Below are 25,138 nucleotides of genomic sequence, written 5' to 3'. Positions count from 1 at the left end.
AATGGAATTAGTATTGAAAGACGCGCAGAGCGCGCTGACTGTTTCCGAAACTACCTTCGGTCGTGATTTCAACGAAGCGCTGGTTCACCAGGTTGTTGTTGCTTATGCAGCTGGTGCTCGTCAGGGTACTCGTGCTCAGAAGACTCGTGCTGAAGTAACTGGTTCAGGCAAAAAGCCGTGGCGCCAGAAAGGTACCGGCCGTGCGCGTTCAGGTTCTATCAAGAGCCCGATCTGGCGTTCAGGTGGTGTGACCTTCGCTGCTCGTCCACAGGACCACAGTCAAAAAGTTAACAAAAAGATGTACCGCGGCGCGCTGAAAAGCATTCTGTCCGAACTGGTACGTCAGGATCGTCTGATCGTTGTCGAATCATTCTCTGTTGAAGCGCCTAAAACTAAGCTGCTGGCACAGAAACTGAAAGACATGGCTCTGGAAGATGTGCTGATCATCACCGGTGAGCTGGACGAAAACCTGTTCCTGGCTGCGCGCAACCTGCACAAGGTTGACGTACGCGATGCAACTGGTATCGACCCGGTTAGCCTGATCGCCTTCGACAAAGTCGTAATGACTGCTGATGCTGTTAAGCAAGTTGAGGAGATGCTGGCATGATTCGTGAAGAACGTCTGCTGAAAGTGCTGCGCGCACCGCACGTTTCTGAAAAAGCGTCTACTGCGATGGAAAAAACTAACACCATCGTTCTCAAAGTTGCTAAAGACGCGACCAAAGCAGAAATCAAAGCTGCTGTGCAGAAACTGTTTGAAGTCGAAGTCGAAGTCGTTAACACCCTGGTAGTTAAAGGGAAAGTTAAACGTCACGGACAGCGTATCGGTCGTCGTAGCGACTGGAAAAAAGCTTACGTCACCCTGAAGGAAGGCCAGAATCTGGACTTCGTCGGCGGCGCTGAGTAAGTCGGAGGAGTAATACAATGGCAGTTGTTAAATGTAAACCGACATCTCCGGGTCGTCGCCACGTTGTTAAAGTGGTCAACCCAGAGCTGCACAAGGGCAAACCTTTTGCTCCGCTGGTTGAAAAAAACAGCAAATCCGGTGGTCGTAACAACAATGGCCGCATCACCACTCGTCACATCGGTGGTGGTCACAAGCAGGCTTATCGTATTGTTGACTTCAAACGCAACAAAGACGGTATCCCGGCAGTTGTTGAACGTCTTGAGTACGATCCGAACCGCTCCGCGAACATCGCGCTGGTTCTGTACAAAGACGGTGAACGCCGTTACATCCTGGCCCCTAAAGGCCTGAAAGCTGGCGACCAGGTTCAATCTGGCGTTGATGCTGCAATCAAAGCAGGTAACACCCTGCCGATGCGCAATATCCCGGTTGGTTCTACCGTTCATAACGTAGAAATGAAACCAGGTAAAGGCGGTCAGCTGGCACGTTCCGCTGGTACTTACGTTCAGATCGTTGCTCGTGATGGTGCTTATGTCACCCTGCGTCTGCGTTCTGGTGAAATGCGTAAAGTCGAAGCAGACTGCCGTGCAACTCTGGGCGAAGTTGGCAATGCTGAGCATATGCTGCGCGTTCTGGGTAAAGCAGGTGCTGCACGCTGGCGTGGTGTTCGTCCTACCGTTCGCGGTACTGCGATGAACCCAGTCGATCACCCACATGGTGGTGGTGAAGGTCGTAACTTTGGTAAGCACCCGGTAACTCCGTGGGGCGTTCAGACCAAAGGTAAGAAGACCCGCAGCAACAAGCGTACTGATAAATTCATCGTACGTCGCCGTAGCAAATAATTTTAGAGGATAAGCCATGCCACGTTCTCTCAAGAAAGGTCCTTTTATTGACCTGCACTTGCTGAAGAAGGTAGAGAAAGCGGTGGAAAGCGGAGACAAGAAGCCCCTGCGCACTTGGTCCCGTCGTTCAACGATCTTTCCTAACATGATCGGTTTGACCATCGCTGTCCATAATGGTCGTCAGCACGTTCCGGTATTTGTTTCCGACGAAATGGTCGGTCACAAACTGGGTGAATTCGCACCGACTCGTACTTATCGCGGCCACGCTGCTGATAAAAAAGCGAAGAAGAAATAAGGTAGGAGGAAGAGATGGAAACTTTAGCTCAACATCGCCATGCTCGTTCTTCTGCTCAGAAGGTTCGCCTTGTTGCAGACCTGATTCGCGGTAAGAAAGTGTCGCAGGCTCTGGATATTCTGACCTACACCAATAAGAAAGCGGCTGTACTGGTTAAGAAAGTCCTGGAATCTGCCATTGCTAACGCTGAACACAACGATGGCGCTGACATTGACGATCTGAAAGTTACGAAAATTTTCGTAGACGAAGGCCCGAGCATGAAGCGCATTATGCCGCGTGCAAAAGGTCGTGCAGATCGCATCCTGAAGCGCACCAGCCACATTACTGTGGTTGTGTCCGATCGCTGAGACTCTGGAGACTAGCAATGGGTCAGAAAGTACATCCTAATGGTATTCGCCTGGGTATTGTAAAACCATGGAACTCAACCTGGTTTGCGAACACCAAAGAATTCGCTGACAACCTGGACAGCGATTTTAAAGTACGTCAGTACCTGACTAAGGAACTGGCGAAAGCGTCTGTATCTCGTATCGTTATCGAGCGTCCGGCTAAGAGCATCCGTGTGACCATTCACACCGCTCGCCCGGGTATCGTTATCGGTAAGAAAGGCGAAGACGTAGAAAAACTGCGCAAAGTCGTAGCGGATATTGCTGGCGTTCCTGCTCAGATCAATATCGCCGAAGTGCGTAAGCCTGAACTGGACGCAAAATTGGTTGCTGACAGCATCACTTCTCAGCTGGAACGTCGCGTTATGTTCCGTCGTGCTATGAAGCGTGCTGTACAGAACGCAATGCGTCTGGGCGCTAAAGGTATTAAAGTTGAAGTTAGCGGCCGTCTGGGCGGCGCGGAAATCGCACGTACCGAATGGTACCGCGAAGGTCGCGTACCGCTGCACACTCTGCGTGCTGACATCGACTACAACACCTCTGAAGCGCACACCACTTACGGTGTAATCGGCGTTAAGGTATGGATCTTCAAAGGCGAGATCCTGGGTGGTATGGCTGCTGTTGAACAACCGGAAAAACCGGCTGCTCAACCTAAAAAGCAGCAGCGTAAAGGCCGTAAATAAGGAGCGTCGCTGATGTTACAACCAAAGCGTACAAAATTCCGTAAAATGCACAAAGGCCGTAACCGCGGTCTGGCTGCTGGCGCGGATGTTAGCTTCGGCAGCTTCGGTCTGAAAGCTGTTGGCCGTGGTCGTCTGACTGCCCGTCAGATCGAAGCAGCACGTCGTGCTATGACCCGTGCAGTTAAGCGTCAAGGTAAGATCTGGATCCGTGTATTCCCGGACAAACCGATCACTGAAAAGCCGCTGGCAGTGCGTATGGGTAAAGGTAAAGGTAACGTGGAGTATTGGGTTGCCTTGATTCAGCCGGGTAAAGTCCTGTATGAAATGGACGGCGTACCGGAAGAGCTGGCCCGTGAAGCATTCAAGCTGGCAGCAGCGAAACTGCCGATTAAAACCACCTTTGTAACTAAGACGGTGATGTAATGAAAGCAAAAGAGCTGCGTGAGAAGAGTGTTGAAGAGCTGAACACCGAGCTGCTGAATCTGCTGCGTGAGCAGTTCAACCTGCGTATGCAGGCTGCAAGTGGCCAGCTGCAACAGTCTCACCTGTTGAAGCAAGTGCGTCGTGACGTCGCACGCGTTAAGACTTTACTGACTGAGAAGGCGGGTGCGTAATGACCGATAAAATCCGTACTCTGCAAGGTCGCGTTGTTAGCGATAAAATGGAGAAATCCATCGTTGTTGCTATCGAACGTTTTGTGAAACACCCGATCTACGGTAAATTCATTAAGCGTACGACCAAACTGCACGTACATGACGAGAACAACGAATGCGGTACTGGTGACGTGGTTGAAATCCGCGAATGCCGTCCGCTGTCCAAGACTAAGTCCTGGACGCTGGTTCGCGTTGTAGAGAAAGCCGTTCTGTAATACAGTAGGCATTCTCAACGGATAAACGGCTCAGCGATGAGCCGTTTATTTTTTCTACCCATATCGTTGAAGCGGTGTTATAATGCCGCGCCCCCGATATGGGGCTTTTTTAACGACCTGATTTTCGGGTCTCAGTAGTAGTTGACATTAGCGGAGCACTAAAATGATCCAAGAACAGACTATGCTGAACGTCGCCGACAACTCCGGTGCACGTCGCGTAATGTGTATCAAGGTTCTGGGTGGCTCGCACCGTCGCTACGCAGGCGTCGGCGATATCATCAAGATCACCATCAAGGAAGCAATTCCGCGTGGTAAGGTCAAAAAAGGTGATGTGCTGAAGGCGGTAGTGGTGCGCACCAAGAAGGGTGTTCGTCGCCCGGACGGTTCTGTCATTCGCTTCGATGGTAATGCATGCGTTATTTTAAACAATAACAGCGAGCAACCTATCGGTACGCGTATTTTTGGGCCGGTAACTCGTGAACTTCGTAACGAGAAGTTCATGAAAATTATCTCTCTGGCACCAGAAGTACTCTAAGGAGCGAATCATGGCAGCGAAGATCCGTCGTGATGACGAAGTTATCGTGTTAACCGGTAAAGATAAAGGTAAACGCGGTAAAGTTAAGAATGTCCTGTCTTCCGGCAAGGTCATTGTTGAAGGTATCAACCTGGTTAAGAAACATCAGAAGCCGGTTCCGGCCCTGAACCAACCAGGCGGCATCGTAGAGAAAGAAGCAGCTATTCAGATCTCTAACCTTGCTATCTTCAACGCGGCAACCGGCAAGGCTGACCGTGTAGGCTTTAGATTCGAAGACGGCAAAAAAGTCCGTTTCTTCAAATCTAACAGCGAAACTATCAAGTAATTTGGAGTAGTACGATGGCGAAACTGCATGATTACTACAAAGACGAAGTAGTCGCTAAACTCATGACTGAGTTTAACTACAATTCTGTCATGCAAGTCCCTCGGGTCGAGAAGATCACCCTGAACATGGGTGTTGGTGAAGCGATCGCTGACAAGAAACTGCTGGATAACGCAGCAGCTGATCTGACAGCAATCTCCGGTCAAAAACCGCTGATCACCAAAGCACGCAAATCAGTTGCAGGCTTCAAAATCCGTCAGGGCTATCCGATCGGCTGTAAAGTAACTCTGCGTGGCGAACGCATGTGGGAGTTCTTTGAGCGCCTGATCACTATTGCTGTTCCACGTATCCGTGACTTCCGTGGCTTGTCCGCTAAGTCTTTCGACGGTCGTGGTAACTACAGCATGGGTGTCCGTGAGCAGATCATCTTCCCAGAAATCGACTACGATAAAGTCGACCGCGTGCGTGGTTTGGATATTACCATTACCACTACTGCGAAATCTGATGAAGAAGGCCGTGCTCTGCTGGCTGCCTTTGACTTCCCGTTCCGCAAGTAAGGTAGGGTTACTGAATGGCTAAGCAATCAATGAAAGCACGCGAAGTAAAGCGCGTAGCTTTAGCTGATAAGTACTTCGCAAAACGCGCTGAACTGAAAGCTATTATCTCTGATGTGAACGCGACCGACGAAGATCGTTGGAACGCAGTTCTCAAGCTGCAGTCTCTGCCGCGTGATTCCAGCCCGTCCCGTCAGCGTAACCGCTGCCGTCAAACAGGTCGTCCGCATGGCTATGTGGGCAAGTTCGGGTTGAGCCGTATCAAACTGCGTGAAGCCGCCATGCGCGGTGAAGTACCAGGCTTGAAAAAGGCTAGCTGGTAATTACCAATTGAATCACGGGAGTAAAGACAGATGAGCATGCAAGATCCGATCGCGGATATGCTGACCCGTATCCGTAACGGTCAGGCCGCGAATAAAGCTGCGGTCACCATGCCTTCCTCCAAGCTGAAAGTGGCAATTGCCAACGTGCTGAAGGAAGAAGGTTTTATTGAAGATTTTAAAGTTGAAGGCGACACCAAGCCGGAACTGGAACTTACTCTTAAGTATTTCCAGGGTAAAGCTGTTGTAGAAAGCATTCAGCGTGTCAGTCGCCCAGGTCTGCGCATTTATAAGCGTAAAGACGAGCTGCCGAAAGTTATGGCTGGCATGGGTATCGCAGTTGTTTCTACCTCTAAAGGTGTTATGACTGATCGTGCAGCGCGCCAGGCTGGTCTTGGTGGCGAAATTATCTGCTACGTAGCCTAATCGGAGGAAAAAATGTCTCGTGTTGCTAAAGCACCGGTCGTTATTCCTGCCGGCGTTGATGTAAAAATCAACGGTCAGGTTATTACGATCAAAGGTAAAAACGGCGAGCTGACTCGTACTCTCAACGATGCTGTTGCAGTAAATCATGCAGATAATGCACTGACCTTCGGTCCGCGTGATGGTTACGCAGATGGATGGGCTCAGGCTGGTACCGCGCGTGCCCTGCTGAATGCAATGGTTGTCGGTGTTACCGAAGGCTTCACTAAGAAGCTTCAGCTGGTTGGTGTAGGTTATCGTGCAGCGGTTAAAGGGAATGTAGTAAACCTGGCTTTAGGTTTCTCTCACCCAGTTGACCATCAGCTGCCTGCGGGAATCACTGCAGAATGTCCGTCTCAGACTGAAATCGTGCTGAAAGGCGCTGATAAACAGCTGATCGGTCAGGTTGCAGCAGATCTGCGCGCCTACCGTCGTCCTGAGCCTTATAAAGGCAAGGGTGTTCGTTACGCCGACGAAGTCGTGCGTACCAAAGAGGCTAAGAAGAAGTAAGGTAACACTATGGATAAGAAATCTGCTCGTATCCGTCGTGCGACCCGCGCACGCCGCAAGCTCCAGGAGCTGGGTGCAACTCGCCTGGTGGTACATCGTACCCCGCGTCATATTTACGCACAGGTAATTGCACCGAACGGTTCTGAAGTTCTGGTAGCTGCTTCTACTGTAGAAAAAGCTATCGCTGAACAATTGAAGTACACCGGTAACAAAGACGCTGCTGCAGCTGTAGGTAAAGCTGTTGCTGAACGCGCTCTGGAAAAAGGCATCAAAGATGTTTCTTTTGACCGTTCCGGGTTCCAATATCATGGTCGTGTCCAGGCACTGGCAGATGCTGCCCGTGAAGCTGGCCTTCAGTTCTAAGGTAGAGGTGTAAGATGGCTCACATCGAAAAACAAGCTGGCGAACTGCAGGAAAAGCTGATCGCGGTTAACCGCGTATCTAAAACCGTTAAAGGTGGTCGTATTTTCTCCTTCACAGCTCTGACTGTAGTTGGTGATGGTAACGGTCGCGTTGGTTTTGGTTACGGTAAAGCGCGTGAAGTTCCAGCAGCGATCCAGAAAGCGATGGAAAAAGCCCGTCGCAATATGATTAACGTCGCGCTGAACCACGGCACCCTGCAGCACCCGGTTAAGGGTACTCACACGGGTTCTCGTGTATTCATGCAGCCGGCTTCCGAAGGTACCGGTATCATCGCCGGTGGTGCAATGCGCGCCGTTCTGGAAGTCGCTGGAGTTCGTAACGTTCTGGCTAAAGCGTATGGTTCCACTAACCCGATTAACGTGGTTCGTGCAACTATCGATGGTCTGGAAAATATGAAATCTCCGGAAATGGTCGCTGCCAAGCGTGGTAAATCCGTTGAAGAAATTCTGGGGAAATAAACCATGGCAAAGACTATTAAAATTACTCAAACCCGCAGTGCAATCGGTCGTCTGCCGAAACACAAGGCAACGCTGCTTGGCCTGGGTCTGCGTCGTATTGGTCACACCGTAGAGCGCGAGGATACTCCTGCTGTTCGTGGTATGGTCAACGCGGTTTCCTTCATGGTTAAAGTTGAGGAGTAAGAGATGCGTTTAAATACTCTGTCTCCGGCCGAAGGCTCTAAAAAAGCGGCTCGCCGCCTGGGTCGTGGTATCGGTTCTGGCCTCGGTAAAACCGGTGGTCGTGGTCACAAAGGTCAGAAGTCTCGTTCTGGCGGTGGCGTACGTCGCGGTTTCGAGGGTGGTCAGATGCCTCTGTACCGTCGTCTGCCGAAATTCGGCTTCACTTCACGTAAAGCAGCGATTACAGCCGAAGTTCGTCTGTCTGACCTGGCTAAAGTTGAAGGCGGTGTTGTAGACCTGAACACGCTGAAAGCAGCTAACATTATCGGTATCCAGATCGAGTTCGCGAAAGTGATCCTGGCTGGTGAAGTAACTACTCCGGTAACTGTTCGTGGCCTGCGTGTTACTAAAGGCGCTCGTGCTGCTATCGAAGCTGCTGGCGGTAAAATCGAGGAATAAGTAGCAGATGGCTAAACAACCGGGATTAGATTTTCAAAGTGCCAAAGGTGGCTTAGGCGAGCTGAAACGCAGACTGCTGTTTGTAATCGGCGCGCTGATTGTGTTCCGTATTGGCTCTTTCATTCCGATCCCTGGTATTGATGCCGCTGTACTTGCCAAACTGCTTGAGCAACAGCGAGGCACCATCATTGAAATGTTTAACATGTTCTCTGGTGGTGCTCTCAGCCGTGCTTCTATCTTTGCTCTGGGGATCATGCCGTATATTTCGGCGTCGATCATTATCCAGCTGCTGACGGTGGTTCATCCAACGTTGGCAGAAATTAAGAAAGAAGGGGAGTCTGGTCGTCGTAAGATCAGCCAGTACACCCGCTACGGTACTCTGGTGCTGGCAATATTCCAGTCGATCGGTATTGCTACCGGTCTGCCGAATATGCCTGGTATGCAGGGCCTGGTGATGAACCCAGGCTTTGCATTCTATTTCACCGCTGTTGTAAGTCTGGTTACAGGGACAATGTTCCTGATGTGGTTGGGCGAACAGATTACTGAACGTGGTATCGGCAACGGTATCTCAATCATTATCTTCGCCGGTATTGTCGCGGGACTCCCGCCAGCCATTGCCCATACTATCGAGCAAGCGCGTCAAGGCGACCTGCACTTCCTCGTGTTGCTGTTGGTTGCAGTATTAGTATTCGCAGTGACGTTCTTTGTTGTATTTGTTGAGCGTGGTCAACGCCGCATTGTGGTAAACTACGCGAAACGTCAGCAAGGTCGTCGTGTCTATGCTGCACAGAGCACACATTTACCGCTGAAAGTGAATATGGCAGGGGTAATCCCGGCAATCTTCGCTTCCAGTATTATTCTGTTCCCGGCGACCATCGCGTCATGGTTCGGGGGCGGGACTGGTTGGAACTGGCTGACAACAATTTCGCTGTATTTGCAGCCTGGGCAACCGCTTTATGTGTTACTCTATGCGTCTGCAATCATATTCTTCTGTTTCTTCTACACGGCGTTGGTTTTCAACCCGCGTGAAACAGCAGATAACCTGAAGAAGTCCGGTGCATTTGTACCAGGAATTCGTCCGGGAGAGCAAACGGCGAAGTATATCGATAAAGTAATGACCCGCCTGACTTTGGTTGGTGCGCTCTACATTACCTTTATCTGCCTGATCCCGGAGTTCATGCGTGATGCAATGAAAGTACCGTTCTACTTCGGTGGGACCTCACTGCTTATCGTTGTTGTCGTGATTATGGACTTTATGGCTCAAGTGCAAACTCTGATGATGTCAAGTCAGTACGAGTCTGCATTGAAGAAGGCGAATCTGAAAGGCTATGGCCGTTAACAGTCGCCCGAGAAGTTACGGAGAGTAAAAATGAAAGTTCGTGCTTCCGTCAAGAAATTATGCCGTAACTGCAAAATCGTTAAGCGTGATGGTGTCATCCGTGTGATTTGCAGTGCCGAGCCGAAGCATAAACAGCGCCAAGGCTGATTTATTCGCATATTTTTCTTGCAAAGTTGGGTTGAGCTGGCTAGATTAGCCAGCCAATCTTTTGTATGTCTGTGCGTTTCCATTTGAGTATCCTGAAAACGGGCTTTTCAGCATGGTGCGTACATATTAAATAGTAGGAGTGCATAGTGGCCCGTATAGCAGGCATTAACATTCCTGATCAGAAACATGCTGTGATCGCATTAACTTCGATCTACGGCGTCGGCAAGACCCGTTCTAAAGCCATTCTGGCTGCCGCGGGTATCGCTGAAGATGTTAAGATCAGTGAGCTGTCTGAAGAACAAATCGACACGCTGCGTGACGAAGTTGCCAAATTTGTCGTTGAAGGTGATCTGCGCCGTGAAGTTAGCATGAGCATCAAGCGCCTTATGGACCTTGGTTGCTATCGCGGTTTGCGTCATCGTCGTGGTCTCCCGGTTCGCGGTCAGCGTACCAAGACCAACGCACGTACCCGTAAGGGTCCGCGCAAACCGATCAAGAAATAATCGGGGTGATTGAATAATGGCAAAGGCACCAATTCGTGCACGTAAACGTGTAAGAAAACAAGTCTCTGACGGCGTGGCTCATATCCATGCTTCTTTTAACAACACCATCGTTACCATTACTGATCGTCAGGGTAACGCACTGGGTTGGGCAACAGCCGGTGGTTCCGGTTTCCGTGGTTCTCGCAAATCCACTCCGTTTGCAGCTCAGGTTGCAGCAGAGCGTTGCGCTGAAGCCGTAAAAGAATACGGTATCAAGAATCTGGAAGTTATGGTCAAAGGACCGGGTCCAGGTCGCGAATCTACTGTTCGTGCTCTGAACGCCGCTGGTTTCCGCATCACTAATATTACTGATGTGACTCCGATCCCTCATAACGGTTGTCGTCCGCCGAAAAAACGTCGCGTATAACGCTGTCGTTTCTAGGATTGTTGGAGAAAGAAAATGGCAAGATATTTGGGTCCTAAGCTCAAGCTGAGCCGTCGTGAGGGCACTGACTTATTCCTTAAGTCTGGCGTTCGCGCGATCGATACCAAGTGTAAAATTGAACAAGCTCCTGGCCAGCACGGTGCGCGTAAACCGCGTCTGTCTGACTATGGTGTGCAGTTGCGTGAAAAGCAAAAAGTTCGCCGTATCTACGGTGTGCTGGAGCGTCAGTTCCGTAACTACTACAAAGAAGCAGCACGTCTGAAAGGCAACACCGGTGAAAACCTGTTGGGTCTGCTGGAAGGTCGTCTGGACAACGTTGTATACCGTATGGGCTTCGGTGCCACTCGTGCAGAAGCACGTCAGCTGGTCAGCCATAAAGCAATTATGGTAAACGGTCGTGTTGTTAACATCGCTTCTTATCAGGTTAGTCCGAATGACGTTGTTAGCATTCGTGAGAAAGCGAAGAAGCAGTCTCGCGTGAAAGCCGCTCTGGAGCTGGCTGAGCAGCGTGAAAAGCCAACCTGGCTGGAAGTTGATGCTGGCAAGATGGAAGGTACGTTCAAGCGTAAGCCGGAGCGTTCTGATCTGTCTGCGGACATTAACGAACACCTGATCGTCGAGCTTTACTCCAAGTAAAGCTTAGTACCAAAGAGAGGACACAATGCAGGGTTCTGTGACAGAGTTTCTAAAACCGCGCCTGGTAGATATCGAGCAAGTGAGTTCGACGCACGCCAAGGTGACCCTTGAGCCTTTAGAGCGTGGCTTTGGCCATACTTTGGGTAACGCACTGCGCCGTATTCTGCTCTCATCGATGCCGGGTTGCGCGGTGACCGAGGTTGAGATTGATGGTGTACTACATGAGTACAGCACCAAAGAAGGCGTTCAGGAAGATATCCTGGAAATCCTGCTCAACCTGAAAGGGCTGGCGGTGAGAGTTCAGGGTAAAGATGACGTTATTCTTACCTTGAATAAATCTGGCATTGGCCCTGTGACTGCAGCCGACATTACCCATGATGGTGATGTCGAAATCGTCAAGCCACAGCACGTGATCTGCCACCTGACCGATGAGAATGCATCTATTAGCATGCGTATCAAAGTTCAGCGCGGTCGTGGTTATGTGCCGGCTTCTACCCGAATTCATTCGGAAGAAGATGAGCGCCCAATCGGCCGTCTGCTGGTCGACGCATGCTACAGCCCTGTAGAGCGTATTGCCTACAATGTTGAAGCAGCGCGTGTAGAACAGCGTACCGACCTGGACAAGCTGGTCATCGAAATGGAAACCAACGGCACAATCGATCCTGAAGAGGCGATTCGTCGTGCGGCGACCATTCTGGCTGAACAACTTGAAGCTTTCGTTGACTTACGTGATGTACGTCAGCCGGAAGTTAAAGAAGAGAAACCAGAATTCGATCCGATCCTGCTGCGCCCTGTTGACGATCTGGAATTGACTGTCCGCTCTGCTAACTGCCTCAAAGCAGAAGCTATCCACTATATCGGTGATCTGGTACAGCGTACTGAGGTTGAGCTTCTTAAGACGCCTAACCTTGGTAAAAAATCTCTTACTGAGATTAAAGACGTGCTGGCTTCCCGTGGACTGTCTCTGGGCATGCGCCTGGAAAACTGGCCACCGGCAAGCATCGCTGACGAGTAACCGGATCACAGGTTAAGGTTTTACTGAGAAGGATAAGGTCATGCGCCATCGTAAGAGTGGTCGTCAACTGAACCGCAACAGCAGCCATCGCCAGGCTATGTTCCGCAATATGGCAGGTTCACTGGTTCGTCATGAAATCATCAAGACGACTCTGCCGAAAGCGAAAGAGCTGCGTCGCGTAGTTGAGCCGCTGATTACTCTTGCCAAGACTGATAGCGTAGCTAATCGTCGTCTGGCATTCGCCCGTACTCGTGATAACGAGATCGTGGCAAAACTGTTTAACGAACTGGGCCCGCGTTTCGCGAGCCGCGCCGGTGGTTACACTCGCATTCTGAAGTGTGGTTTCCGTGCAGGCGACAACGCGCCGATGGCATACATCGAGCTGGTTGATCGTTCAGAGAAAACAGAAGCTGCTGCAGAGTAATCTGTAGTAACGTAAAAAAACCCGCCTCGGCGGGTTTTTTTATATCCGTCATATCCCCACTTATCTACAATATCTGTACTCTTTTTGTTCATCCCCTGGAGTGTTGTATGTGGTTACTTGACCAGTGGGCAGAGCGCCATATTATTGAAGCACAGTCTAAAGGTGAGTTTGAGGGTTTACCCGGTACAGGTGAACCGCTGGTCCTTGACGATGATTCTCATGTTCCGCCTGAGCTTCGAGCCGGATTCCGTTTATTGAAAAATGCACGATGTCTTCCTCCTGAGCTTGAGCAGCGCAGAGAGGCAATACAGTTGCTTGAAATACTCGCAGGGATCCGCAAAGATGATCCCAGTTATCAGGAGGTGAGTCGAAGATTGTCACTACTGGAACTCAAACTTCGACAGGCCGGACTCAGCACCGAGTTTTTACATGGTGAATACGCAGATAAGTTGCTACAGAAGATCCACGACGAATAGCGGAGAGAGTATGTACCGTATTGGTGAATTAGCGAAACTGGCTGACGTGACGCCTGATACAATTCGCTATTATGAGAAGCAGCAGATGATGGAGCATGAAGTACGTACAGAAGGTGGGTTTCGCCTCTATACGGAAAGCGATCTTCAGCGTCTGAAGTTTATTCGTTATGCCCGTCAGCTTGGTTTCACTCTGGAATCGATCCGCGAACTGCTGTCGATCCGAATCGATCCCGAACACCATACCTGCCAGGAATCTAAGGGGATCGTCCAGGAAAGGTTGCAGGAAGTTGAAGCACGAATAGCAGAACTTCAGGCGATGCAACGGTCGCTGCAGAGATTGAATGACGCGTGTTGTGGTAAAGCACACAGCAGCGTGTACTGCTCCATCCTTGAAGCCCTTGAACAGGGTGCCAGCGGATCAGCATCAGGCTGTTGATTTATTAAACTGTCAGGTCTAAACTCGCGGCGTAAATTACTACAAACTGGAAATATTATGAGTCGTTATCAGCACACCAAAGGGCAGATAAAGGACAACGCAATAGAGGCGCTTTTGCATGACCCACTGTTCAGACAGCGCGTTGAAAAAAATAAGAAAGGGAAAGGAAGTTATCTACGTAAAGGTAAACATGGCAATCGGGGTAACTGGGAGGCCAGTGGCAAGAAAGTTATTCACTTTTTTACCACTGGCCTTCTTGTTTCAGTGGGTGCTTAAGAACGGTTATTCTGTTCTTTCAGCAGGTCACGAATTTCACTCAGCAATACTTCTTCTTTCGATGGCGCTGGCGGTGCTGCCGGCTCTTCCGCTTTTTTACGGTTTAGTTTGTTAATCAGTTTGATTGCCATAAAGATAGCAAACGCAACGATAATGAAATCGAAGACATTCTGAATAAATACACCGTAATGCATGACGACTGCCGGGATATCTCCCTGTGCATCACGTAACGTTAAAGCAAACTGTTTAAAATCAATCCCACCAATTAACAGCCCCAGTGGCGGCATAATGATATCGGCAACCAGTGATGAAACAATCTTACCGAATGCCGCACCAATAATGACACCCACTGCCAAATCGACAACATTCCCGCGCATCGCGAATTCGCGAAACTCTTTAATAATGCTCATTTTATTCTCCCTATGCAGCTGACGTTTATAAGTTTAACAAATGTTTAGGTAATTTCCATTTATGTATTGCCTAAAGAAAAATTTATTAGACCATGAAAAGTAAGGGGAAATAAAAAGGGCGCTGTATTAGCGCCTTTTTATTACAGGAAGAAAGGACTTGGCTGGAATAATCGCTCGACGTCGGTAATAAACTTTTTATCTGTCAGGAACATAATTACGTGATCGCCCTGCTCAATGCGCAGGTTATCATTGGCAATCATCACATCGTTACCACGTACAACGGCGCCAATAATGGTTCCTGGCGGAAGTTTAATTTCATCAATTGAACGCCCTACAACCCGTGACGTCGTTTCATCACCGTGTGCGACGGCTTCAATGGCTTCCGCAACGCCACGGCGCAGTGAAGATACACCGACAATATCAGCTTTACGCACGTGACTGAGCAGTGCAGAGATGGTCGCTTGCTGCGGTGATATCGCAATATCGATCACGCTGCCTTGTACCAGATCGACGTATGCTCTACGTTGGATCAACACCATTACTTTTTTGGCACCCATTCGTTTGGCAAGCATCGCCGACATGATATTGGCTTCATCATCGTTGGTCACCGCGATGAACAGATCAACTTGATCGATATGTTCTTCTGCCAGCAGCTCTTGATCCGACGCATCACCAAAAAAGACGATCGTATTTTGCAGTTTCTCCGCAAGCTCGGATGCGCGCTGTTGATTACGTTCGATCAGTTTGACGCTGTAATCTTTTTCCAGACGACGTGCCAGACCTGCACCGATATTACCGCCTCCCACTAACATGATGCGTTTGTACGGTTTTTCCAGACGCTGTAATTCGCTCATTACGGCGCGAATATGCTGTGATGCTGCGATAAAGAAGACTTCATCGCCGGCTTCAACAATGGTAGAACCTTGCGGGCGGATCGGTCGGTCATGACGGAAAATCGCCGCCACGCGGGTATCAATGTGCGGCATATGCTCACGCATTGTCGACAGTGCGTTACCAATCAGCGGTCCACCGTAATAGGCTTTCACTACGGCCAGGCTGACTTTACCCTCGGCAAAATTCACTACCTGTAATGCACCCGGATATTCAATCAGGCGATAAATACTATCGATAACCAGTTGCTCAGGTGCAATAAGGTGATCGATAGGTACCGCATCAGATTGAAACAGCTTGTCGGCATCACGAACGTAATCCGGTGAACGAATACGGGCGATGCGATTAGGCGTATTAAACAGTGAATAAGCTACCTGGCAGGCAACCATATTTGTTTCATCTGAGCTGGTTACGGCAACCAGCATATCGGCATCGTCGGCCCCGGCTTCACGCAAAACGCGGGGATGTGAACCATGCCCTTGTACGACGCGGAGATCAAACTTGTCCTGCAGGCTGCGCAGGCGCTCACCATTGGTATCGACTACCGTGATATCGTTGTTCTCTCCGACCAGGTTTTCAGCCAGCGTACCGCCAACTTGCCCTGCGCCCAGAATGATAATTTTCATCAGTCGCGACCCGTTATCTCATCACTTTTTGATTAGCTTAGCGTAAAAGAAACCATCGCCATCTTCCGCACCCGGTAAATTCTGACGTCCGGGCTCTTCCGGCGTACCGGTTTCGCTTAATACCGCATCAGGTGTGCGTGCAAGGAAAGCGGCAATTTGCTGCTGGTTCTCTTCTGGCAGGATAGAGCAGGTTGCGTAAACCAGCGTGCCGCCAGGTTTAAGATGTGACCAGGTTGCATTCAGGATCTCGGCCTGCAACTGCGCAAGTTCGGCAATATCCCGGTCGCGGCGCAGCCATTTGATATCCGGATGGCGACGGATCACCCCAGTGGCGGAACATGGAGCGTCCAGTAAAATGCGGTCAAACTGTTGTTCACCGCACCACTGCTGTGGATAGCGGCCATCACCCTGTTTTACGCTTGCCTTCATGCCCAGACGTTTTAGATTGTCGTAAACGCGCGATAGGCGTTTTTCATCGACATCGACAGCCATTACGTTAGCTTGCGGAGCAACTTCCAGAATGTGAGTGGTTTTCCCGCCCGGCGCGCAGCACAGGTCGATGATCTGTTCACCGTTCTCCGGCAACAGATAAGTTACACATCCTTGAGCGGAAGCATCCTGGACGGTTACCCAGCCTTCGTCAAAACCCGGGAGAGCGTGCACAGGAGCCGGCGTTTCCAGACGTACTGCATCTGGGTAATCCGGGTGCGGGAAACCGGTTAAACCCGCTTCGGTAAGCAGGTCCAGCCAGGCATCGCGTGTATGGTGATTACGATTGACACGAAGCCACATCGGCGGTCGCTGGTTATTGGCTTCAAGAATGGTTTCCCACTGCTGCGGATATGCGTTCTTAATGCGTTTCACCAGCCAGGAGGGGTGTAAGAAGCGCAAATCGCTTTGCGCGAACTCGGCCAGCAATTCATCCTGACGGCGCTGAAACTGGCGTAACACGCCGTTGATCAGTCCTTTAAGCTGTGGGCGCTTAATAACGACCGCACCCTCTACAGTCTCAGCCAGCGCAGCGTGTGGTGGAATACGGGTATGCAGCAGCTGGTAGAAGCCCACCATGATCAGATAGTGAACGGTGCGCTGTTTGCCCGTCATTGGGCGTTCCATCAACTGCTGGATCATCCACTCAAGTTGGGAGAGCGTGCGCAATACGCCGAAGCAAAGTTCCTGTAAGAGTGCTTTGTCTTTATCGGCAACTTTTTGCTGCATGGCGGGCAGCACGTTGCTTAATGATTGCCCCTTTTCGACAACCTGTTCGACGGCCTGGGCCGCCATACTGCGTAAATTAAGATGTTTTTTCATAAGCGCAAAAATAAAAATGCCCGGAGACACCGGGCTTAAAGAGATGAACCGTCAAACCAGACGGTTGCCGGGGACGAACCATTCCCGGCGTGAATTAAGCAGATCCTGCGCGCTCATGGCTTTTTTACCGGCAGGCTGCAAAGAGATAAGATTCAGAATGCCGTCGCCTGTTGCGACCTGGATACCCTGCTTCGTCGCCTCAAGAATAGTGCCTGGCGCGGCTTGGGTGCTGACAGTAATAACCGAAGCTTTCCAGACTTTCACAGGCTGACCGTCGATTTCAAGCCAGCTCATTGGCCACGGGTTAAAGGCGCGGATGCAGCGTTCCAACTGAGCGGCTGAAAGCGACCAGTTGATACGGGCCTCTTCTTTGCTGAGTTTTTCGGCATGCGTAACCAGCGATTCATCTTGTACAACTGGTTGTATAGTGCCGGCAGCCAGCTGTTTTAGCGTTTCAATCAGCCCCTGAGGCCCCAGGCCTGCCAGCTTGTCGTACAACGAACCGCTGGTATCTTCTGCCGTAATCGGGCAGGAAAGCTTAAGCAACATATCACCGGTGTCGAGGCCAACATCCATCTGCATGATGGTCACACCGGTTTCGGTGTCGCCTGCCCACAATGAGCGCTGGATCGGTGCTGCACCACGCCAGCGGGGAAGTAGGGAACCGTGAACATTGATACAACCCAGACGCGGCATTTCCAGCACGGCTTTTGGCAGAATCAGGCCATATGCCACCACCACCATCACGTCTGCGCGTAAATCAGCAACCAACTGCTGATTTTCCTGTGGACGAAGAGAGACGGGTTGAAAAACCGGTATCCCTTTTTCTTCCGCAAGCACTTTTACCGGGCTGGGCATCAGCTTTTTACCGCGTCCCGCCGGGCGGTCCGGTTGGGTAAACACGCCAACGACGTTATGTCCAGAAGATAACAGCGCGTCGAGATGACGCGCTGCAAAGTCAGGTGTACCCGCAAAAATAATACGTAGTGAGTCTGACACGTTGATTCTTGTCCTTAAGCTCGGGCGTTCAGGCGGTCGAGTTTTTCAACTTTCTGACGAATGCGTTGTTGCTTCAACGGAGACAGATAATCGATAAATAGTTTACCGACCAGGTGGTCCATTTCATGTTGAATGCAGATTGCCAGCAGGCCATCAGCTTCCAGTTCAAAAGATTTGCCGTTGCGATCGAGCGCACGAATTTTTACTTTCTCTGCACGCGGTACTAACGCACGCTGTTCAGGAATAGACAGACAGCCCTCTTCAATGCCGGTTTCGCCGTCTTTCTCCAGCAGCTCTGGGTTAATGAGAACCAACTGCTCGTCGCGATTTTCAGAGACATCAATAACAATGATGCGCTGATGAATATCGACCTGTGTTGCTGCCAGACCGATACCTTCTTCGGCGTACATCGTTTCGAACATATCATCAACGATACGCTGAATTTCTGCATTCACTTCTTCGACCGGTTTTGCGACTTTGCGAAGGCGCTCGTCCGGAATATGTAACACTTGCAAAACTGACATAGTTATCCAGAGTTGTGTTCAGGAGTTGAAAAGAATATTACCTCTATTCTAGACAAAACCCCCTCTGATTGACAGCATCAGTGACCAATCGCAAAGATTGCCAGGACTGCTTGTGGCAGGGGAACAGGGATGACCCAAATCGAAATTTGGCTACGTTTAGCGCAAGTGAATGAACTGTATGGTGATGAGATGGTGCGCGTTGCCCACTGGCTCAATACTCAACCATATATTAACAACGCGGTACTCCTGCAGGCAGGATTTTCTCCCCGCCAGGCCAGGCGATTTTTAACATTTCCAGATCAGACGTTGGAAAAAACGCTGCGTTGGCTTGAACATCCTAACCACCATTTTGTGGCTGCCGACAGCGATCATTATCCCTCACAGCTCCGTGCAATTGAGGATTATCCTGGGGCGCTTTTTGTTGCAGGAACTCCCGCATGCCTCCACTCATTTCAGGTGGCTGTCGTCGGCAGCAGACAGCACTCCTGGTATGGCGAACGCTGGGGGCGGTTGTTTTGTGAAAAGCTTGCAGCATGCGGTGTGACGATCACCAGCGGTCTGGCCCGGGGGATTGATGGCGTGGCGCACAATGCTGCGATAAACCGGCAGGGCACGAGTATAGCAGTGCTGGGTAACGGGCTTGAGACCATTCACCCACGACAGCATGTCCGTCTGGCTGAAAGGATGATTGAAGCTGGAGGCGCACTGGTGTCTGAGTTCCCATTAGATACACTCCCTTTACCGCGCAATTTTCCCCGACGAAATCGTATTATTAGTGGTCTAAGTAAAGGAGTCCTGGTCGTTGAAGCTGCTCAGCGTAGCGGGTCATTGGTCACTGCGCGTTGTGCGCTGGAACAAGGACGGGAGGTTTTTGCTTTACCAGGGCCGATTGGGAGTCCGGGAAGTGAAGGTCCACATTGGCTTATTCAGCAGGGAGCCACGCTTGTGACCGCGCCAGAGGAAATTCTGGAAAATTTGCAATATGGGCTGCAATGGTTGCCAGATGAACCTGAAAAATCAATTTATTCGCCAGATCACGAAGAGGTGGCATTGCCATTTCCGGAGCTCCTGGCTAACGTAGGAGATGAGGTAACACCTGTTGACGTCGTCGCTGAACGTGCCGGCCAACCTGTGCCAGAGGTAGTGGCTCAACTGCTCGAACTGGAGTTAGCAGGATGGATCGCAGCTGTACCCGGCGGCTATGTCCGATTGAGGAGGGCATGCCATGTTCGACGTACTAATGTATTTGTTTGAGACATATATCCATAACGAAGCTGAGCTGCGTGTGGATCAGGACAAACTGGAACGGGATCTTACCGACGCTGGTTTTGATCGTGAAGACATCTACAACGCGTTACTTTGGCTGGAAAAGCTAGCTGATTATCAGGATGGTCTTGCTGAACCTATGCAGCTGGCATCTGACCCTCTTTCTATACGTATTTATACTGCAGAAGAGTGCGATCGACTGGATGCAAGCTGTAGAGGGTTCCTGCTATTCCTGGAGCAGATTCAGGTGCTAAACCTCGAAACGCGAGAAATGGTCATTGAGCGTGTACTCGCGCTGGATACGGCAGAGTTCGATCTGGAAGACCTGAAGTGGGTGATCCTGATGGTGTTATTCAACATTCCAGGTTGCGAAAATGCCTATCAGCAAATGGAAGAATTACTCTTTGAAGTGAATGAAGGTATGCTGCATTAATCAATCTTCATTCAGTATGAGTTGTTATGGCTAAATCAGCACTGTTCACGGTGCGTAAAAACGAGCCCTGCCCACAATGCGGGGCTGAACTGGTTATTCGTTCCGGGAAACACGGTCCGTTTCTCGGTTGTTCACACTATCCTGAATGCGACTACATCCGTCCGCTGAAATCTTCCGCGGACGGACATATTGTCAAAGTTCTGGAGGGTAAGCTTTGCCCTGCATGTGGCTCTGAACTGGTGCTGAGACAGGGACGATTCGGTATGTTCGTTGGATGCAGTGATTATCCGACGTGTGAACACACTGAACTTATCGACAAGCCTGATGAAACAGCAATAGTTTGTCCTCAATGCCAGACTGGGCACCTTGTCCAGCGGCGTTCCCGTTATGGCAAAACCTTTTATTCCTGCGATCGCTATCCGGAGTGCCAGTTTGTCATTAACTTCAAACCGTTAGCCGGAGAGTGTCCAGAGTGTCATTATCCGCTACTCATAGAAAAGAAAACCGCGCAGGGTGTGAAACATTTCTGTGCCAGTAAACAATGTGGAAAGCCGATCCCGGCGGAATAAAAAAGTGAATAATAACCTGCCCACAGGCCCTATCGCTGCGGCGATAGCGGTTCTGAAACAAGAAAAAGTCATCGCCTATCCAACAGAAGCTGTATTTGGCGTCGGCTGCGATCCCGACAGCGAAACGGCTGTTACCCGTCTGTTGGAGCTAAAACAACGCCCAGTCGATAAAGGCTTAATTTTGATTGCGGCAAGCTATGATCAACTGAAACCCTATATTGACGATAGCACGCTTACTGATGCCCAGCGTGAGGCTGTGTTCGCCCGCTGGCCTGGTCCTGTCACCTTCGTTTTCCCGGCGCCTGCGACTACGCCCCGTTGGTTGACCGGTCGTTTTGATTCGCTGGCCGTGCGGGTCACCGATCACCCGCTGGTGGTTGCATTGTGCCAGGCTTATGGCAAACCGTTAGTCTCCACCAGTGCTAATCTGAGTGGCTTACCGCCTTGCAGAACGGTAGAGGAAGTCCGCGCCCAGTTTGGTACAGACTTTCCCGTAGTTGAAGGGGAGACCGGAGGGCGCTTAAATCCTTCGGAGATCCGTGATGCTCTGACGGGCGAACAGTTTCGACAGGGGTAATATGAAAGAAGCCTATGCTGTTTTTGGTAATCCGATAGCGCACAGTAAATCGCCCTTTATTCATCAGCAATTTGCAGAGCAGTTGAAGATTGATCATTCCTATGGACGTGTACTGGCACCCATCAATGATTTCGTGAATACGCTGAACGCTTTTTTTGCTGAGGGCGGGAAGGGGGCAAATGTTACCGTGCCTTTTAAAGAAGAGGCATTTGCACGTGCCGATGAACTAACGGAGCGGGCATCGCTTGCTGGAGCAGTCAATACCCTTAAACGGCTGGAGGACGGGCGTTTATTGGGGGATAACACGGATGGCATCGGCTTATTAAGCGATCTTGAACGTTTATCTTTCATTCGTCCTGGTTCGCGAGTTCTGCTGATTGGCGCTGGCGGTGCATCCCGTGGGGTTTTATTACCTCTTCTTTCTATGGATTGTGCGGTGACTATCGTTAACCGTACTGCTTCGCGCGCTGAAGAACTGGCACAAATCTTCTCCCATACCGGCAGCGTGCAGGCGGTGGGTATGGACGAGCTTGATAATTACAGTTTTGATCTGATTATTAACGCGACATCCAGCGGAATTAGCGGTGAGATACCGGCTATTCCGACATCTCTTATCCACTCATCTGTCTATTGTTATGACATGTTTTATCAGCAAGGGATTACACCGTTCCTTTCCTGGTGTGCCGAACATGGGGCGAAACAGTATGCCGATGGCCTGGGAATGCTGGTGGGCCAGGCCGCGCACGCCGTTTTACTCTGGCATGGGGTTTTGCCGCAGATTGAACCCGTCATTAAAAGCATGCAACAGGAATTATCGGCATGAATCAGGCGATCCAGTTTCCCGATCGAGAAGAATGGCGCACGGATGTTAGCGCCGTTGTTTTCCCGGCGATGGTCCATGGTATGCAGCTAACATGTGCCATCTCAGGGGAGAAGTTGGCGTCCCGCTTTGGTGGCGACACGCCTGAACAGTGGTTGGAAACCTTTCAACAGCATCGCTGGGATCTGGAAGAGGAAGCTGAAGCATTGATCCAGGCCCAGCAGGAAGACTCTCAGGGTTGGGTTTGGTTACTCTGACTCAAATACTCATCTTTCCATTTAACATAGTTGTTAGCTGAATATTGTAAGCCTGCTTTCTCTTCATCACTTAATGGACGGATCTGCTTAACTGGGCTTCCCAGGTATAGATATCCACTCTCCAGGCGTTTGTTTTGCGGAACCAGGCTACCGGCCCCAATCATAACGTCGTCTTCTACCACTACACCGTCCAGTACAATCGATCCCATACCAACCAAAACGCGGTTGCCAATGATGCAGCCGTGTAGCATGACCTTATGACCGACCGTCACATCCTCACCCACGATCAATGGATTACCCTGTGGATTCGATGTGGATTTGTGTGTGACATGTAAAACGCTGCCGTCCTGAATGTTTGTACGGGCGCCAATTTGTACATAATTCACGTCACCGCGAATCGCAACCAATGGCCAAATCCCAACATCATCAGCCAAACGAGTATCGCCAATAACGACGCTACTGGGGTCGATCATCACGCGTTTTCCGATCTGTGGGAAAAGATCCTTATAAGGACGTAATACATCAGACATGTTTACCTCAACAAAAATAGAGCGGTAATGAAGACTTTGGTTGGATTATTGAGACTGTGCAAGTGATTTAGCTATCAAAAATCAGCCAAATTGCGCAGGAATGTAGCGAAAGGGGTGAAAAACAAGCATTCAGCAAAAAAGATCCAAAAAACACTTGTGCTAAAAAATGGGATCCCTATAATGCGCCTCCATCGACACGGCGGATGTGAATCACTTCACGCAAACAGCCGGTCCGGTTGAAGAGAAAAACCTGAAAATGAGGGTTGACTCTGAAAGAGGAAAGCGTAATATACGCCACCTCGCGACAGAGCGCTAAAGCGCGTCGCAACTGCTCTTTAACAATTTATCAGACAATCTGTGTGGGCACTCGAAGATACGGATTCTTAACGTCGCAAGACGAAAAATGAATACCAAGTCTCTTGAGTGAACATACGTAATTCATTACGAAGTTTAATTCACGAGCATCAAACTTAAATTGAAGAGTTTGATCATGGCTCAGATTGAACGCTGGCGGCAGGCCTAACACATGCAAGTCGAACGGTAGCACAGAGGAGCTTGCTCCTTGGGTGACGAGTGGCGGACGGGTGAGTAATGTCTGGGAAACTGCCCGATGGAGGGGGATAACTACTGGAAACGGTAGCTAATACCGCATAACGTCGCAAGACCAAAGAGGGGGACCTTCGGGCCTCTTGCCATCGGATGTGCCCAGATGGGATTAGCTAGTAGGTGGGGTAACGGCTCACCTAGGCGACGATCCCTAGCTGGTCTGAGAGGATGACCAGCCACACTGGAACTGAGACACGGTCCAGACTCCTACGGGAGGCAGCAGTGGGGAATATTGCACAATGGGCGCAAGCCTGATGCAGCCATGCCGCGTGTATGAAGAAGGCCTTCGGGTTGTAAAGTACTTTCAGCGAGGAGGAAGGCGTTGTGGTTAATAACCGCAGCGATTGACGTTACTCGCAGAAGAAGCACCGGCTAACTCCGTGCCAGCAGCCGCGGTAATACGGAGGGTGCAAGCGTTAATCGGAATTACTGGGCGTAAAGCGCACGCAGGCGGTCTGTCAAGTCGGATGTGAAATCCCCGGGCTCAACCTGGGAACTGCATCCGAAACTGGCAGGCTAGAGTCTTGTAGAGGGGGGTAGAATTCCAGGTGTAGCGGTGAAATGCGTAGAGATCTGGAGGAATACCGGTGGCGAAGGCGGCCCCCTGGACAAAGACTGACGCTCAGGTGCGAAAGCGTGGGGAGCAAACAGGATTAGATACCCTGGTAGTCCACGCCGTAAACGATGTCGACTTGGAGGTTGTGCCCTTGAGGCGTGGCTTCCGGAGCTAACGCGTTAAGTCGACCGCCTGGGGAGTACGGCCGCAAGGTTAAAACTCAAATGAATTGACGGGGGCCCGCACAAGCGGTGGAGCATGTGGTTTAATTCGATGCAACGCGAAGAACCTTACCTACTCTTGACATCCAGAGAACTTAGCAGAGATGCTTTGGTGCCTTCGGGAACTCTGAGACAGGTGCTGCATGGCTGTCGTCAGCTCGTGTTGTGAAATGTTGGGTTAAGTCCCGCAACGAGCGCAACCCTTATCCTTTGTTGCCAGCGGTTAGGCCGGGAACTCAAAGGAGACTGCCAGTGATAAACTGGAGGAAGGTGGGGATGACGTCAAGTCATCATGGCCCTTACGAGTAGGGCTACACACGTGCTACAATGGCATATACAAAGAGAAGCGACCTCGCGAGAGCAAGCGGACCTCATAAAGTATGTCGTAGTCCGGATTGGAGTCTGCAACTCGACTCCATGAAGTCGGAATCGCTAGTAATCGTGGATCAGAATGCCACGGTGAATACGTTCCCGGGCCTTGTACACACCGCCCGTCACACCATGGGAGTGGGTTGCAAAAGAAGTAGGTAGCTTAACCTTCGGGAGGGCGCTTACCACTTTGTGATTCATGACTGGGGTGAAGTCGTAACAAGGTAACCGTAGGGGAACCTGCGGTTGGATCACCTCCTTACCTTAAAGAAACGTTCTTTGTAGTGCTCACACAGATTGTCTGATGAAAATTAGCAG

The 25,138-nt window shown here is 50.4% G+C and carries 41 protein-coding genes and 1 rRNA gene; 36 read left to right on the top strand and 6 right to left on the bottom strand.

Annotation, left to right across the window (positions count from 1 at the left end; translation table 11 throughout):
- The first annotated feature begins 1 nt into the window (after position 1).
- From rplD to arfA, 29 genes are all read left to right on the top strand, one after another.
- The gene (gene rplD, locus E1B03_RS24140) at positions 2-607 is read left to right on the top strand and encodes a 50S ribosomal protein L4 (protein WP_003031119.1); all 606 of its coding nucleotides are present in this window, start codon (positions 2-4) and stop codon (positions 605-607) included.
- Positions 604-906, top strand: coding sequence for a 50S ribosomal protein L23 (gene rplW / locus E1B03_RS24135; RefSeq protein ID WP_000617546.1), 303 nt, complete (start codon positions 604-606; stop codon positions 904-906). Before rplD ends, rplW begins: the two co-directional genes overlap by 4 nt.
- Positions 907-923: 17 nt before the next feature.
- Positions 924-1,745 carry a 50S ribosomal protein L2 gene (gene rplB, locus E1B03_RS24130; RefSeq protein ID WP_016154746.1) on the top strand — a complete coding sequence of 274 codons (822 nt, stop codon included), beginning with the start codon at positions 924-926 and terminating at the stop codon, positions 1,743-1,745.
- Between the two features lie 16 nt (positions 1,746-1,761).
- Entirely contained in the window at positions 1,762-2,040 is a 279-nt protein-coding gene (gene rpsS, locus E1B03_RS24125; RefSeq protein WP_001138115.1) for a 30S ribosomal protein S19, read from the top strand.
- A 14-nt stretch (positions 2,041-2,054) separates the two neighbouring features.
- Positions 2,055-2,387, top strand: a complete 333-nt coding sequence (rplV, locus tag E1B03_RS24120) for a 50S ribosomal protein L22 (RefSeq protein ID WP_000448832.1) — start codon at positions 2,055-2,057, stop codon at positions 2,385-2,387.
- A gap of 17 nt (positions 2,388-2,404) precedes the next feature.
- Positions 2,405-3,106 (top strand): 30S ribosomal protein S3, encoded by a 702-nt coding sequence (gene rpsC / locus E1B03_RS24115; protein WP_000529945.1) that lies wholly within the window; start codon positions 2,405-2,407, stop codon positions 3,104-3,106.
- A gap of 12 nt (positions 3,107-3,118) precedes the next feature.
- Positions 3,119-3,529 (top strand): 50S ribosomal protein L16, encoded by a 411-nt coding sequence (gene rplP / locus E1B03_RS24110; protein WP_000941208.1) that lies wholly within the window; start codon positions 3,119-3,121, stop codon positions 3,527-3,529.
- Positions 3,529-3,720, top strand: coding sequence for a 50S ribosomal protein L29 (rpmC, locus tag E1B03_RS24105; RefSeq protein ID WP_000644742.1), 192 nt, complete (start codon positions 3,529-3,531; stop codon positions 3,718-3,720). The genes rplP and rpmC overlap by 1 nt, the downstream gene beginning before the upstream one ends.
- Complete coding sequence (gene rpsQ, locus E1B03_RS24100) at positions 3,720-3,974, top strand: 30S ribosomal protein S17 (RefSeq protein ID WP_003031120.1); 255 nt, start codon at positions 3,720-3,722, stop codon at positions 3,972-3,974. Before rpmC ends, rpsQ begins: the two co-directional genes overlap by 1 nt.
- Positions 3,975-4,137: 163 nt before the next feature.
- Complete coding sequence (gene rplN / locus E1B03_RS24095; RefSeq protein WP_000613954.1) at positions 4,138-4,509, top strand: 50S ribosomal protein L14; 372 nt, start codon at positions 4,138-4,140, stop codon at positions 4,507-4,509.
- A 10-nt stretch (positions 4,510-4,519) separates the two neighbouring features.
- Positions 4,520-4,834, top strand: coding sequence for a 50S ribosomal protein L24 (rplX, locus tag E1B03_RS24090; protein ID WP_003031122.1), 315 nt, complete (start codon positions 4,520-4,522; stop codon positions 4,832-4,834).
- Positions 4,835-4,848: 14 nt separating this feature from the next.
- On the top strand, positions 4,849-5,388 hold the full coding sequence (gene rplE / locus E1B03_RS24085) for a 50S ribosomal protein L5 (RefSeq protein WP_003031123.1): 540 nt from the start codon (positions 4,849-4,851) through the stop codon (positions 5,386-5,388).
- Positions 5,389-5,402: 14 nt separating this feature from the next.
- Positions 5,403-5,708, top strand: a complete 306-nt coding sequence (rpsN, locus tag E1B03_RS24080) for a 30S ribosomal protein S14 (RefSeq protein WP_003031125.1) — start codon at positions 5,403-5,405, stop codon at positions 5,706-5,708.
- Between the two features lie 30 nt (positions 5,709-5,738).
- Positions 5,739-6,131, top strand: a complete 393-nt coding sequence (rpsH, locus tag E1B03_RS24075; protein WP_003031127.1) for a 30S ribosomal protein S8 — start codon at positions 5,739-5,741, stop codon at positions 6,129-6,131.
- Positions 6,132-6,143: 12 nt separating this feature from the next.
- Positions 6,144-6,677, top strand: coding sequence for a 50S ribosomal protein L6 (gene rplF / locus E1B03_RS24070; protein WP_003031129.1), 534 nt, complete (start codon positions 6,144-6,146; stop codon positions 6,675-6,677).
- 9 nt (positions 6,678-6,686) lie between these two features.
- Complete coding sequence (gene rplR, locus E1B03_RS24065; protein ID WP_000358960.1) at positions 6,687-7,040, top strand: 50S ribosomal protein L18; 354 nt, start codon at positions 6,687-6,689, stop codon at positions 7,038-7,040.
- A gap of 14 nt (positions 7,041-7,054) precedes the next feature.
- Positions 7,055-7,558: a 30S ribosomal protein S5 gene (gene rpsE / locus E1B03_RS24060; RefSeq protein WP_003031131.1), complete on the top strand. Its 504-nt coding sequence runs from the start codon at positions 7,055-7,057 to the stop codon at positions 7,556-7,558.
- 3 nt (positions 7,559-7,561) lie between these two features.
- A complete protein-coding gene (rpmD, locus tag E1B03_RS24055; protein ID WP_001140434.1) occupies positions 7,562-7,741 on the top strand; it encodes a 50S ribosomal protein L30 in 180 nt (59 codons plus the stop codon).
- A 3-nt stretch (positions 7,742-7,744) separates the two neighbouring features.
- Positions 7,745-8,179: a 50S ribosomal protein L15 gene (rplO, locus tag E1B03_RS24050; protein WP_003031132.1), complete on the top strand. Its 435-nt coding sequence runs from the start codon at positions 7,745-7,747 to the stop codon at positions 8,177-8,179.
- Positions 8,180-8,186: 7 nt separating this feature from the next.
- Complete coding sequence (secY, locus tag E1B03_RS24045; protein ID WP_001118864.1) at positions 8,187-9,518, top strand: preprotein translocase subunit SecY; 1,332 nt, start codon at positions 8,187-8,189, stop codon at positions 9,516-9,518.
- Between the two features lie 30 nt (positions 9,519-9,548).
- Positions 9,549-9,665: a 50S ribosomal protein L36 gene (gene rpmJ, locus E1B03_RS24040; RefSeq protein ID WP_000868187.1), complete on the top strand. Its 117-nt coding sequence runs from the start codon at positions 9,549-9,551 to the stop codon at positions 9,663-9,665.
- A 146-nt stretch (positions 9,666-9,811) separates the two neighbouring features.
- Positions 9,812-10,168, top strand: a complete 357-nt coding sequence (gene rpsM, locus E1B03_RS24035; protein ID WP_003031135.1) for a 30S ribosomal protein S13 — start codon at positions 9,812-9,814, stop codon at positions 10,166-10,168.
- Positions 10,169-10,184: 16 nt separating this feature from the next.
- Positions 10,185-10,574 (top strand): 30S ribosomal protein S11, encoded by a 390-nt coding sequence (gene rpsK, locus E1B03_RS24030; RefSeq protein WP_003031137.1) that lies wholly within the window; start codon positions 10,185-10,187, stop codon positions 10,572-10,574.
- A 33-nt stretch (positions 10,575-10,607) separates the two neighbouring features.
- A complete protein-coding gene (gene rpsD / locus E1B03_RS24025; RefSeq protein ID WP_003031138.1) occupies positions 10,608-11,228 on the top strand; it encodes a 30S ribosomal protein S4 in 621 nt (206 codons plus the stop codon).
- 25 nt (positions 11,229-11,253) lie between these two features.
- Positions 11,254-12,243 carry a DNA-directed RNA polymerase subunit alpha gene (locus E1B03_RS24020; protein WP_003031139.1) on the top strand — a complete coding sequence of 330 codons (990 nt, stop codon included), beginning with the start codon at positions 11,254-11,256 and terminating at the stop codon, positions 12,241-12,243.
- Between the two features lie 40 nt (positions 12,244-12,283).
- Positions 12,284-12,667 carry a 50S ribosomal protein L17 gene (rplQ, locus tag E1B03_RS24015; protein WP_001216370.1) on the top strand — a complete coding sequence of 128 codons (384 nt, stop codon included), beginning with the start codon at positions 12,284-12,286 and terminating at the stop codon, positions 12,665-12,667.
- 107 nt (positions 12,668-12,774) lie between these two features.
- Complete coding sequence (locus E1B03_RS24010) at positions 12,775-13,143, top strand: DnaJ family domain-containing protein (RefSeq protein ID WP_133087048.1); 369 nt, start codon at positions 12,775-12,777, stop codon at positions 13,141-13,143.
- A 10-nt stretch (positions 13,144-13,153) separates the two neighbouring features.
- Positions 13,154-13,579, top strand: a complete 426-nt coding sequence (zntR, locus tag E1B03_RS24005) for a Zn(2+)-responsive transcriptional regulator (RefSeq protein ID WP_103772165.1) — start codon at positions 13,154-13,156, stop codon at positions 13,577-13,579.
- A 57-nt stretch (positions 13,580-13,636) separates the two neighbouring features.
- Positions 13,637-13,855: an alternative ribosome-rescue factor ArfA gene (gene arfA / locus E1B03_RS24000; protein WP_133087047.1), complete on the top strand. Its 219-nt coding sequence runs from the start codon at positions 13,637-13,639 to the stop codon at positions 13,853-13,855.
- Here arfA and mscL read toward each other — a convergent pair.
- From mscL to def, 5 genes are all read right to left on the bottom strand, one after another.
- Entirely contained in the window at positions 13,852-14,265 is a 414-nt protein-coding gene (mscL, locus tag E1B03_RS23995; RefSeq protein ID WP_003031152.1) for a large-conductance mechanosensitive channel protein MscL, read from the bottom strand. The two genes, arfA and mscL, sit on opposite strands and share 4 nt — an antisense overlap.
- A 140-nt stretch (positions 14,266-14,405) precedes the next feature.
- A complete protein-coding gene (gene trkA / locus E1B03_RS23990; RefSeq protein WP_003031153.1) occupies positions 14,406-15,782 on the bottom strand; it encodes a Trk system potassium transporter TrkA in 1,377 nt (458 codons plus the stop codon).
- Positions 15,783-15,803: 21 nt separating this feature from the next.
- Entirely contained in the window at positions 15,804-17,093 is a 1,290-nt protein-coding gene (gene rsmB / locus E1B03_RS23985) for a 16S rRNA (cytosine(967)-C(5))-methyltransferase RsmB (protein ID WP_133087046.1), read from the bottom strand.
- A 51-nt stretch (positions 17,094-17,144) separates the two neighbouring features.
- On the bottom strand, positions 17,145-18,092 hold the full coding sequence (gene fmt, locus E1B03_RS23980; protein ID WP_133087045.1) for a methionyl-tRNA formyltransferase: 948 nt from the start codon (positions 18,090-18,092) through the stop codon (positions 17,145-17,147).
- Between the two features lie 14 nt (positions 18,093-18,106).
- Positions 18,107-18,616 carry a peptide deformylase gene (def, locus tag E1B03_RS23975; protein ID WP_003031159.1) on the bottom strand — a complete coding sequence of 170 codons (510 nt, stop codon included), beginning with the start codon at positions 18,614-18,616 and terminating at the stop codon, positions 18,107-18,109.
- Positions 18,617-18,745: 129 nt separating this feature from the next.
- On the opposite strand from def, the gene dprA reads away from it, so the two are divergent.
- The 6 genes from dprA to E1B03_RS23945 are packed head-to-tail and all read left to right on the top strand — an operon-like array spanning position 18,746 to position 22,538.
- Positions 18,746-19,870 (top strand): DNA-protecting protein DprA, encoded by a 1,125-nt coding sequence (gene dprA, locus E1B03_RS23970; RefSeq protein ID WP_133087044.1) that lies wholly within the window; start codon positions 18,746-18,748, stop codon positions 19,868-19,870.
- Positions 19,842-20,315, top strand: a complete 474-nt coding sequence (smg, locus tag E1B03_RS23965; RefSeq protein ID WP_003031162.1) for a DUF494 family protein Smg — start codon at positions 19,842-19,844, stop codon at positions 20,313-20,315. Before dprA ends, smg begins: the two co-directional genes overlap by 29 nt.
- A gap of 26 nt (positions 20,316-20,341) precedes the next feature.
- Entirely contained in the window at positions 20,342-20,884 is a 543-nt protein-coding gene (locus E1B03_RS23960) for a DNA topoisomerase family protein (RefSeq protein WP_103772167.1), read from the top strand.
- A gap of 4 nt (positions 20,885-20,888) precedes the next feature.
- Positions 20,889-21,461: an L-threonylcarbamoyladenylate synthase type 1 TsaC gene (gene tsaC / locus E1B03_RS23955; RefSeq protein ID WP_103772168.1), complete on the top strand. Its 573-nt coding sequence runs from the start codon at positions 20,889-20,891 to the stop codon at positions 21,459-21,461.
- Between the two features lies 1 nt (position 21,462).
- Entirely contained in the window at positions 21,463-22,284 is an 822-nt protein-coding gene (gene aroE / locus E1B03_RS23950) for a shikimate dehydrogenase (protein WP_103772169.1), read from the top strand.
- A complete protein-coding gene (locus E1B03_RS23945; protein WP_103772170.1) occupies positions 22,281-22,538 on the top strand; it encodes a DUF1488 family protein in 258 nt (85 codons plus the stop codon). The genes aroE and E1B03_RS23945 overlap by 4 nt, the downstream gene beginning before the upstream one ends.
- Here the strand turns inward: E1B03_RS23945 and E1B03_RS23940 are convergent.
- The gene (locus tag E1B03_RS23940) at positions 22,514-23,068 is read right to left on the bottom strand and encodes a gamma carbonic anhydrase family protein (protein ID WP_103772171.1); all 555 of its coding nucleotides are present in this window, start codon (positions 23,066-23,068) and stop codon (positions 22,514-22,516) included. The two genes, E1B03_RS23945 and E1B03_RS23940, sit on opposite strands and share 25 nt — an antisense overlap.
- 472 nt (positions 23,069-23,540) lie before the next feature.
- Here E1B03_RS23940 and E1B03_RS23935 point away from each other — a divergent pair.
- A 16S ribosomal RNA gene (locus E1B03_RS23935) occupies positions 23,541-25,082 on the top strand.
- Positions 25,083-25,138 lie beyond the last annotated feature (56 nt).

Origin of the sequence: Citrobacter arsenatis (assembly GCF_004353845.1) — a bacterium.
In the GTDB taxonomy this organism is placed as follows: Bacteria; Pseudomonadota; Gammaproteobacteria; order Enterobacterales; family Enterobacteriaceae; genus Citrobacter; species Citrobacter arsenatis.
Note: the sequence above shows the minus strand (reverse complement) of the source record. Positions and strands in the feature narration are given on the sequence as shown.